The sequence below is a fragment of the Gordonia sp. i37 genome (assembly GCF_002043085.1).
GTDB classification, from domain to species: Bacteria; Actinomycetota; Actinomycetes; order Mycobacteriales; family Mycobacteriaceae; genus Gordonia; species Gordonia polyisoprenivorans.
This window is the reverse complement of record NZ_MVPX01000229.1, coordinates 1-10691: the sequence shown is the minus strand read 5'-3', so window position 1 is coordinate 10691 and position 10691 is coordinate 1. Positions and strand designations below refer to the sequence as shown.

The following is a 10691-nucleotide window of genomic DNA, read 5'->3' as shown; positions in this document are numbered from 1 at the left end:
CCACCGGCTCCCCCGACGCCAACACCTCCCGCAACGAAAAACCCACCACCGCAACAAACACCGGCTCCAACTCCACCACCGCAGCAGCAAACGCCGGCTCCGCCACCAACAACCGACGACCCATCCCCGCCCACTGCGACCCCTGCCCCGAAAACACGAACACCGTGCCCCCAGGGCAGGTTCCCTCATGTGCGGGAACGACTCCCGGCGCGCGGTAACCACCGGCGAGGGCGCGCAAACCGGTCTCGGCTCGTGTGTGATCGCGTGCGGTGACCGTCGCGACCACACCGAACCGTGAGCGGTGGTGGGCCAGGGTGTGAGCGATCGCCGACAAGTCCACCTGTGCGCCGTCGCCGCCGATCCAGTCCGCGAGGGTCTGAGCCTGTGCGGCAACGCGTTCGGGGGTCTTGCCCGAGATGATCAGCGTGTGGACCCCGGGTCCCGCAGTCGCCGGTACAGGGGTAACCGCGCCTGGGGTCACCGCGAAGGGGGTCGGTTCCGCCGGCATCTCGGGGGCCTGCTCGAGTACGACGTGCGCGTTGGTGCCGCTGACACCGAAGGACGACACCCCGGCACGGCGTGGTCGCCCGGATTGCGGCCACTGCTGTGGTTCGGCGGCGATGGCGAAACGCGAGGTGCCGTCGCACGCGTGCGGATTCAGCGCCGAGAAGTGGAGCTGACGAGGGATGTGCGCATGCTCGATCGCCAGCACCGTCTTGATGAGACCGGCGATACCGGAGGCGGATTCGAGGTGCCCGAGGTTGGTCTTGACCGACCCCAGAACCAAGGGTGCACTCTCGCCCCGCTCGGCGAACACCCCGTGCAGGGCGTCGAGCTCGATCGGATCACCCAGCGGGGTTCCGGTGCCGTGGGCCTCGACGTAGTCGATCTCCGCCGGTGCCAGGTCGGAGGCGGCCAACACCGAGCGGATCAACGCCTGCTGGGCGGGACCGTTCGGAACGGTCTGGCCACTGCTCGCGCCGTCCTGATTGACCCCGGTACCGCGGATGACCGCGCGGATCCGGTCGCCGTCGCGCACCGCGTCGGAGAGGCGCTTGAGCACCACCACGCCGCAACCCTCGCTGCGCACATAGCCGTTGGCGTCGGCGTCGAAGGTCTTGCAGGTGCCGTCGGGGGCCAGCATGCCCCACCGGGAACAGGCGATGCTGTTCTCCGGGCTCAGGTTCAGATTCACCCCACCGGCCAGCGCACTGTCGATCTCACGGCGCCGCAGCCCCTGACAGGCGAGATGGATCGACACCAGCGACGAGGAGCACGCTGTGTCCGAGACGATCGCCGGGCCGTTGAGGCCGAGGAAATACGACAGGCGGCCCGCGGCGAAGTTGGCGGCGTTGCCGAACGGGATGTACGGGTCGAGTCCCGTCCGCGGGATGGCTCCCGCGAATGTCAGTGTGTAGTCGTTGGTGGTCATCCCGACGTACACGCCGGTGGCCGTCCCGCGGAGTCGTTCGCGTGTCAGGCCGGCGTCCTCGATGGACTCCCAGGCGACCTCCATCAGCAGCCGCTGCTGGGGATCCATGCCGATCGCCTCACGGGGGGTGAGGCCGAAGAACTCCGCATCGAACTCGTCGGGGTCCCAGTGGGTGAGGAAGCCGCCCACCCGGTTCACGATGGTGCCCGGGATCGTGTGGTCCTCGGCGTAGAACTCGTCGGCGTCCCAACGGTTCTCGGGCACCCGCACCACACCGCTGCGGCCCTCCGTCAGCAGATCCCAGTAGTCGCCCGGATCGTCGACGTCGCCGGGTAACCGGCAACCCATGCCGATGATCGCGATCGGCTCGCGATCGCCCTGCTCGGCGATGGCGAGCTTTCGGGACAGGTCGTCGATCTTGCGCAGAGCGTCGGTGATGATCGCCCGGCGATCCGAGTTTTCGGGAGGCACCAGGTCAGCCCAGCCTTTCGGAGAGTGCTTGCAGGAGTTCGTCTTCGGAGAGTTCGTCGAATCCGTCGTCGGGTTCGTTCGTGTCGAGGCCGGCCGTCTCCGGGAGGGTGGCCGCGAGATGGTCGGTCAGGGCGTCGACGGTGGGGTGATCGAAGACCACCGATGTCGGCAACAGTTCGCCGAGAGATTCCGAGAGCGCTCGCTGCAGGGTGACGCTCATCAGGGAATCCATCCCGAACTGGAAGAACCCGGCGCTGCGGTCGAGTTCGGCGGGTGAGGTCAATCCCATGACCTTGGCGACGAGATCGGCCACCCGGTCGGCGAGCAGGGACAGACGTACCGACGGGTCGGCGTCGCGTAGTTCCCGCCGGAATGCGGTGTCGCCCTCGGTGATGGCACCCCGGTCGGTGCCGTCGCCGGCGGCGGGCATCACCTCGTCGACGATGTGCAGTGCGGTGCGGGTGCGGTAGGCGGCGCCCAGCAGCTCCCAGTCGGCGTCGACCACGATTGCCCCCGCCGGGGTTCCCGGTCCGGTGACCGATGTCAGGGCGTCGATGGCGATGCGATCGTCCATCGGTATCAATCCGGACTCCGCGGTGACCTGTCGTTCGGCCGAATCCTGGTGATCGGCCAGCGATTTCCACAGCCCCCAGTTGACGGTGGTTGCCGGCAGGCCCGCGGTTCGGCGGGCGTGCACGAAGGCGTCGAGGAATGTGGTGGTGGCGGCGTAGTGGGCGAGCCACCTGGACCCGAGCAGGCCGGAGATCGACGAGAACACCACGAATCGGGACACCGGGAAGGTCAGCGTCATCCGGTGCAGGACGGCCAGGGCGTCGAGTTTCGGACCGAACATGGCTGCCACGTCTTCGTCGGTCATGTCGGTGAGGGTGACCGGACCACCACCGAAGGCGGCGAGGTGAACTCCGTCCAGCGCAGGAAGATCGGTGCCGAAGCGGGCGAACAACGCTGCCATGGCGGTCTCGTCGGTCGCGTCGGCGGCGACCACCACCACTCGGCACCCGCGGTCGCCGAGTTCGGCGACGAGCGGATCGAGACGTGTGCCCGGAGTGCGCGAGACGGCGACGACGGTGTGCGCCCCGCGGTCGGCGAGGTGAGCGATCAGGTGCGGGCCGATGTGTCCGGTGGCGCCGACGACCAGATGTGTCTGTCCGGTGATCGGTTCTACCCCGACATCGTCGGGCGATCTCACGCCCGCACGCAGTCGCGGGACATGACGCGTGCCGGCCCGGTAGACCACCTGATCCTCGTGATCGTCGGCGCCGATCTCGTCGAGCAGATAGCGTGCGACGACGCCGCCGGGGACCGAGGCGTCGACGTCGAGGACACCGCCCCAGATCTCGGGATGTTCGAGCGCCAGAGTGCGTCCCAGTCCCCACAGGGCGGCGTGCGCGGGGACGGCGTGATCGCCATCGGCCAGCGGTGCGCCGTTGCGGGTGATCAGGTGCAGCCGGGGTCGGGTGCCACTCGACACGGCAGCGCCGACGAGGCGACGCGCCACCGAGAACAACCGATATGCCGGTTGCGCAGAGAACGGATCCGCCTCTGTGGCCGGGGCGAAGATCACACGATCGGCGCCGGAGATGCTCTGGCTCAACGTTTCCGAATCGTCGGTATCGTCGGCGAATGTATCGGGGTCGATCGGGATGATCTGCGAGCCGCCGGGAAGCGTGGCGCGCAGCACGGTGATCGACTCCGTATCGACACCGTCACCGACGATCACCCAGCGCTGCGGGTGCACGAGCGTCGAGGTGCGGGGTGCCGGCATCGTCGGCCAGGCCAGGTGATGCCACCACGATCGGGGGACGCGACCGTCGGCGGGATAAGAAGGTGACCCTGCTCCGGGCCCCGCCGACGCCCCCGGGGATCGGGTGGGTGTGGGCAGCCAGAACGGGGTGTGTCGCCACGGCGTGCGCGGTAGTACCGGATGCGGTTCGGCCGGATGCGGGGTCGACGGAACACCCTGGGCGGCAGCGTGATACGCGCGGTGGAACGAGATGGTGTCGTCACGGTCGCGGTGCAGTGTCGCGACGACCTCGGCGTCCTCGGCCCCCGACTCCTCCAGGCATTCGACGAGCGCCTGGCCGAGGATGGGGTGCGGGCTGATCTCGACGAAGGTCGCATGGTCTTCGGCACCGCGGGCGACCGCCTGTGCCAGCCGTACCGGCATCCGCAGGTTGTCGGCCCAGTAGTCGGCGTCGACCACCGGAGCGACGGAGTCCGCGGATGCCGGGTGCACGGTGGACAGGAACGGTATCCGAGCGGGCCGCGGAGCCAGGTCGGCCAATGCCGAACGCAGTGGTGCCAGAAGCGGATCCATCAGCGCGGTGTGCGAGGCGACCGTCATGGCGACCTTGCGCGCGAACACGCCGTCGGCGAGGACCTCGGCGAGGACCGCGTCGACGGCCTCGGGTGGACCGGCCACCACCGTCTGCCGCGGTGCGAGGTGACCGGCGATCTCGACGCCCGGATGTGCTGCCAGTCGTGCCGCGACCTCATCGCACGAGAGGCGCAGGACCGCGACACCGCCGGCCGGGGCCGCCGACATCAACCGCGAGCGGATACCGATCACGGCAAGTCCCTCGGCGACGGTGAGCATGCCGGCGACGACCGCGGCGCTCACCTCCCCCATCGATTGCCCGATCACCGCGTCGGGATGCACACCGTGATGTGCCCAGAGCCGGGTGAGCGCCACCTGCAGGCCCATCAGTACCGGTTGCACCTCGGCGTCACCGTGCAGGTCGCGGCGCTCGGTCAGAGCGTTGCGCAGTGAGAATCCGACGTGGTCGAGAAAGTCGCCCTCCATCTCGTCGACGGCGTCGGCGAAGGCGGGTTCGTCGGCGAGCAGAACGGCGGCCATCCCGGCCCACTGGGAGCCCTGGCCCGAGTAGACGAACACGGTTCCCGTTGCGCGCGCGGCGTTCTCCCGTGGCGGGGTCACCCCGACGGCAGCAGCTCCATCCACCGTGTCGCCACCGGCGAGGGCGCGCAGTCCGGCGATCGTGCCCGCCCGATCGCGGGCGGTGACGGTGGCGGTCACCGGCAACACCGCCCGGTGATGATTGAGGGTGTGGGCGATGTCGGGGACCGGGATCCCGGCACCGTCGGTGGTCATCCAGTCCGCGACTGTCGCGGCGAGATCGGCGACCCGCTCGGCGCTGCGGCCCGAGAGGACCAGGGTGCTCACCGCCGGGGCGAGCATGTCGACGGGCGGCGGATCGCGATGCACGACGGGTGCCTGCTCGACGACGATGTGCGCATTGGTGCCACCGAAACCGAAGGACGACACGCCCGCTCGTCGTGGTCGTCCGGTGCTCGGCCATGCCCGCTTGGTGTCGACGACCTGCAGCCGCAGTTGGTCGAATGGTATGTGGGGGTTGGGTTCTCGATGATGCAGAGTGGCCGGGATGGTGCCGCGCGAACACGCCAGGACGGTCTTGATGAAACCTGCGATCCCGGCGGCAGCCTCGAGGTGCCCCAGGTTGGTCTTGACCGCACCGAGTAGCAGCGGCGCGTCGGCAGGGCGCCCACGGCCGAGCACCGTGCCCAGTGCGCGGGCCTCGATCGGGTCACCGAGCAGGGTCCCCGTCCCGTGGGTCTCGACGTAGTCGATCTCGCGCACGCCGATGCCCGCGCGGGTGTACGCGGTGCGCAGCACCTCCATCTGCGCGGCGGGATTGGGGGCGAACAGTCCGTTGGAATGGCCGTCCTGGTTCACCGCGGTACCGCGGATGACGGCGAGGATCCGGTCACCGGCGGTGAGCGCGTCATCGAGACGCTTGAGGATGACCGCCCCCGCTCCCTCACCGCGCACAAAACCGTCGGCGGCGGCGTCGAAGGCATGACACGCACCGGTCGGCGACAACGCGCCGGACTGATCGAAACCGGCGAACACCGCCGGCGTCAACAGTAGGTTCACCCCGCCCGCGACCGCGACGTCTGCTTCACCGGACCGCAGGCTCTGGGTCGCGAGGTGGATCGCCACCAACGACGACGAACACGCCGTGTCGATCGTCAACGACGGGCCACGCAGATCGAGGACATAGGACAGCCGATTGGCGATGATGCTCAGGGCCGCACCGAGATTGCTCCACGCGTCGATCGTCGGCAGGTCGGTGGACGCGAGATACCCGTATTCGCCGGCGCAGGCGCCGACGAAGACACCGGTCGGCGTCCGGCGCAGGGATTCGGGTCGGATCCCGGCATGTTCGAGGGCTTCCCAGACGACCTCGAGCATCAGACGCTGCTGCGGATCCATCTTGGCCGCCTCGCGGGCGGTGATCTCGAAGAAGTCGGCGTCGAAGCCCTCGACGTCGTCGAGGAAGGAGCCGTGGCGGGTGGTCGAGGCGAGGGCGTCGACAACCTCGGGACGACCGTCGTCGAAACGGTCCCACCGGCCCCGCGGCACGGTGGTGACGGCATCACCGCCGGCACAGAGAAATTGCCAGTACTCGTCGGGACCGCTGATCCCGCCGGGGAATCGGCATCCGATGCCGACCACCGCGATCGGACCGTCGTCGGCCGATGATCGCCCCGCCGATGCCGATTGCGGTTCGACGTGGTCCCCGAGGCACAGGTGGGCCACCAGCGCGTCGATCGTCGGATGCTCCCAGAACTCGACGGGCGAGACCTGCCTGCCGAGGAACTCGGTGAGTTCACCGGAGATCATCACCGAGTCCCGGGAGCCGAGCCCGAGATCGGCCAGCGCCACGGTCGGATCGATGTCGTTTGCCGGGCGATCGACGAGGGCGGCGAGCCGCGTGGTCAGCCAGTCGCGCAGAACGGATTCGAGGTCGTCGGCGCTCATCGGAGACCGTGCTCCGCACCCAGCGGTGACGGCGCGGACTCGGCGTCGGCGAAGAGATCGTCGAGCAGGCCACCGGAATCCTCGGCGGGCAGTTGTGCGGCCGGCTCGTCGTCACCGGCGATCCGGGTGGCGAGGTAGTCGGCCAGCGCATCGATGGTCGGGTGATTCCACAGCATCGTCGCCGACAGTTCGAGACCGGCCAGTTTCTCGGCATCCCGGCGGATCGACATGGCCATCAGCGAATTGAGGCCGAACTCGGCGAAGGGGACGTCGGTGAGCAGGTCGGCCTCCGACATCCGCAGTTCCCGGGCCAGGATCGCTCGCAAGCCGTCGCGCAATCCGGCGAGCAGGTCGGGCCTGGCCATCTGCGACCACGACGGTGTGCCGGTGGTGGCGTCGTCGGCGTTCGGTGCGGGCGGTGGTGGCGGGAGAACGACTGCTTGTGCCACACCGGATTCGGAGATCAGGTCCCAGGCGTGCAGTGCCTCTGCCGGGGTGACGGGCCGGGATCCGCGGCGGGCGAGTTCGGCGGTGACGATGTCGGCGTCGACCGCGAACCCCAGTCCCTGCCAGGCGACCCAGTCGATCGTCAGGGCCGGGGTACCGGTATGGCGGCGCAGGCGCGCGAGCGCGTCGAGGTAGGCGTTGGCCGCGGCGTAGCCGCCCTGGCCCGCAATACCGAAATGCACACCGGCGCTCCCGGTCATCTCGAAGAAGTCCAGGCTGTCGCCGAAGACCTCGTGCAGTACCTGCGCCCCGGCGATCTTGGGTCGCATGACGGTGGTCAGTGCGGCGTCGTCGGACTCGGTGAGCAGTCTGTTCTCGGTGACCCCGGCCGCGTGCACGACACCACGGATGGGTGCGGCGCCCTCATCGTCACGACGGCTGAGGAAGGCCTGCACGGCCGCGCTGTCGGCGACGTCGAGTGCGACGACTGTGATGGTGATGCCGCGACTCTCCAGGTCGCGCACGGTGTTGATGCGGTCGCGGAGGATCGGGTCGAGATCGGCTCGGTCCCAGTCGCGGCGCGCCGGCAGACCGGTGCGGCCGACCAGGATGAGCCGGCGGGCACCGTGATCGACGAGCCGTCCGGCGATCACGCGGCCGAGTGCCCCGAGTCCCCCGGTGACGAGGTAGGCGGCATCCGGGCGGCAGCGCAGCATGACGCCGGCGCGTGGTGCGGGATGCGTTGCCTCGCCGCGTGTCTCGGTGTCGTCGCGGGTCTCGGTGTCGTCGCGGGTCTCGGGGGTCTGGAGGGGTTCGAGGCTCGGACGGAGCAGCCGACCGTCGCGCAAGGCGGCGATACCGCCCCACGGCCGGTCGAACCGCTCGGTGATCAGCGGCGCCGCGGTGGCCGGATCGGCACCTGCGGCCAGATCGATCAGTCCGCCCCACGCGTCGGGGTGCTCCTCGGCCATCACCGTGGCCAACCCCCACAGCGCGCTCTGGGGCAGATCGCCGGACGAGTTCGGTTCGCGCACACCGCGGGTCACGATCCACAGGGTCTGCGAGGTCGCGTTCCGGGCCATCCGTGCGATGACGGCGGTGACCTCCGAGGTCATTCCCGCCGCGGCAGCAGCGTGATCGGCAGCCAACTGATCGGGGTCCGCCGCGGTGGTGGGGGCGACGTAGATGACGTGGCGGGCGTCCTCGGCCCGATCGCGGCATGGCACTCCCGCACGCGCGAGTGCCACGGCGAGGGCATGCGCGTCGCCGAGCACAGCCACCGCGTCGCTTTGTGCGATCGTCGTCGGTGAGGCCGTGTCGGTTCCGACGTCCTCGCGCCACACCACAGTGCGGACCAGCGACCGCGGATCGGCTTCCACCACAGCGGATTCGGCCACACCGGGTTCGGCGTCGACCAGGGTGAACCGCAGGCCGCGGACGAGGAGGGCGTCGTCGGCGTCCTCGGTGGATCCGACTATGTCGACGACGAGGTCGGCATCGTCGGACACCACTCGGCGGATGTCGAGGACGGCGCGGGTGCCGCGCAGGGTTATCGGCAGGAGCACCGAGTCGATCCGGGCGGGAACCATCAGGTCGCGGGTCGAGTCGTCGACGAGTCGGGCGACGTGGGCCGCCGCGTCGAGCATCGCGGCCGGCGAGGGCTCGGGTAACCCGATGTCGGCCAGCATTCGGCCGGTGCTGCGCGCGACGCGTGACACCTCCCAGGCGAAGGGCTGCCCCTGCACGCCCCATTCGGCGAGGAGATCTGCGGTCGAGGAGGTCGGCGTCATCGCCACCAGGTCGGCGGTGTCGATCGGCCGGGAACCGTTGTCGGAGTTGAGGCCTGGCCGGAGGCCCGGCGGGGTCGACGAGACCGGTCGCGCGGTGACGTGGCGGACCCGCCGCGAGGTGTCGTCGTCGGTGATCGCCGAGGACGAGATGGACACCGAGTCGGCGTCGGCGACGACGTGGATGCGCCGTGGCGCATCCACCGCGATCGGATGGCGCAAGCTGATGTCGGTCAGCCCGTCGGCACCGAGGTGGGCAGCGGCGCCACCCAGAGTGGCCACCAGAACCGAGACGGGGACCACCTCGAGTCCATGCAGCAGGTGATGTCCTGGGTACGGCAGCGCCTCGGGGATGAGGTCGGCACGCCAGAGGTGGGTGGCGTCTCCGACCGCGATGTGCTCGCCGAGCAGGGTGCCCGGTCGTGGGGTGAGTCCGGCGCTCGCCGCACGCGACCGCGAGGAACGGGCACGGGTGGCGAACCAGTGCCGGGAGTGATGCCACGGCGTCGTCGGCAGTTGCGGATGCGGACCGAACGGAGCTGGTGCCGGGATGTGGCGGCGATCGGTGCGTGCGATGTTCAGATGGGTGTGGAAGGTCATCATCTCGTCTGCATCACGCAGGAGTGTGGGGACGGCGTGATGATGGATGTCGGCGAGGGTCTCGTCGATCGCGTGGGTCAGCAACGGGTGCGGGCTGACCTCCACGAAGACTCCGTGGTCGACGCCCGCCCGGGCCACCGCCGACGCGAACCGGACGGGATTGCGCAGATTCGCACACCAGTAGTCGGCGTCGAAGGTGGGTTCTCCGGTCTCGAGCGTGGTGCTGAGCAGCGCCAGGTGGGGACGCCGGGGGCTCAGATCAACCAGTGCCGCACGCAGATCGGGCAGCACGGGATCGATGATCGGGTGGTGGGAGGCGACGTCGACCTCGACCCGCCGGGCGAGACGATCCTGCGCCGCCACCCGATCGACGACGGCATCCACCTGTTCCGGGGGGCCGGCGATGACGCATTGCCTCGGTGAGGCCAGCACCGCGACGGTCACGGCGGGAAAGCCCGCGACGAGTTCGTGGGCGGAAGGGGCGTCGAGTTCGATGAGCGCCATGGCGCCTTGTCCGGCGAGCCGCCGCATGAGGCGCGACCGTGTGGCGATGACCTTCAGGCCGTCGGCCACGCTGAGCGCGCCGGCGACGACGGCCGCTGCCACCTCACCCATCGAGTGGCCGATGACGGCGTCGGGGACGATGCCGTGGGCGCGCCACAGTCGCGTCAGGGTGAGCTGGAGGCCGGTGAGGACCGGCTGGATGCGGTCGATCCCGGTGACCGGGGCACCGGAGCGGACGACCTCGATGAGCGAGAATCCGACCTGCTCGACGAAGTCCGGTTCGATCTCCTCGAGCGCGTCGGCGAAGGCCGGGTCATGGGCCAGCAGACCACGCGCCATCCCGACCCACTGCGATCCCTGGCCGGAGTAGACGAACACCGTCCCGGGGCGACACGGCTGCTCGTGGGCGGCGACGACACCGGGTGCGCTCACCCCGTCGGCGAGCGCCCGCAACCCGGTGATCGCCGCGGCATGGTCGGTCGCGACGACGGTCGCGAAGGCGCGTGCGCGATCACGGTGGTGATCGAGACCATCGACGACCTCGGCGAGCGGCACCGCGGCACCGTCTCCGTCGAGCCAGTCGGCGAGAGCGCCGGCCGTGGTCGCGATGCGCTCGCGAGATCTC

At 69.8% G+C, this 10691-nt stretch carries 3 protein-coding genes; all 3 read right to left on the bottom strand.

Translation table 11 applies throughout. The features are described from left to right. Positions 1 to 1903 (bottom strand): type I polyketide synthase (locus B1964_RS10565; protein WP_139765699.1); only part of this gene is annotated, 1903 nt, incomplete at its 3' end. A gap of 4 nt (positions 1904 to 1907) precedes the next feature. After that, positions 1908 to 6728 carry a type I polyketide synthase gene (locus tag B1964_RS10560; RefSeq protein WP_079929722.1) on the bottom strand — a complete coding sequence of 1607 codons (4821 nt, stop codon included), beginning with the start codon at positions 6726 to 6728 and terminating at the stop codon, positions 1908 to 1910. Then, positions 6725 to 10691: acyltransferase domain-containing protein (locus B1964_RS10555; RefSeq protein WP_079929721.1), on the bottom strand; the 3967-nt coding region annotated here is incomplete at its 5' end. The genes B1964_RS10555 and B1964_RS10560, both read right to left, overlap by 4 nt.

Excerpts from the sequence above, each read along its gene's own strand:
- B1964_RS10560 (WP_079929722.1), bottom strand. The coding sequence starts at position 6,728 with ATGAGCGCCGACGACCTCGAATCCGTTCTGCGCGACTGGCTGACCACG.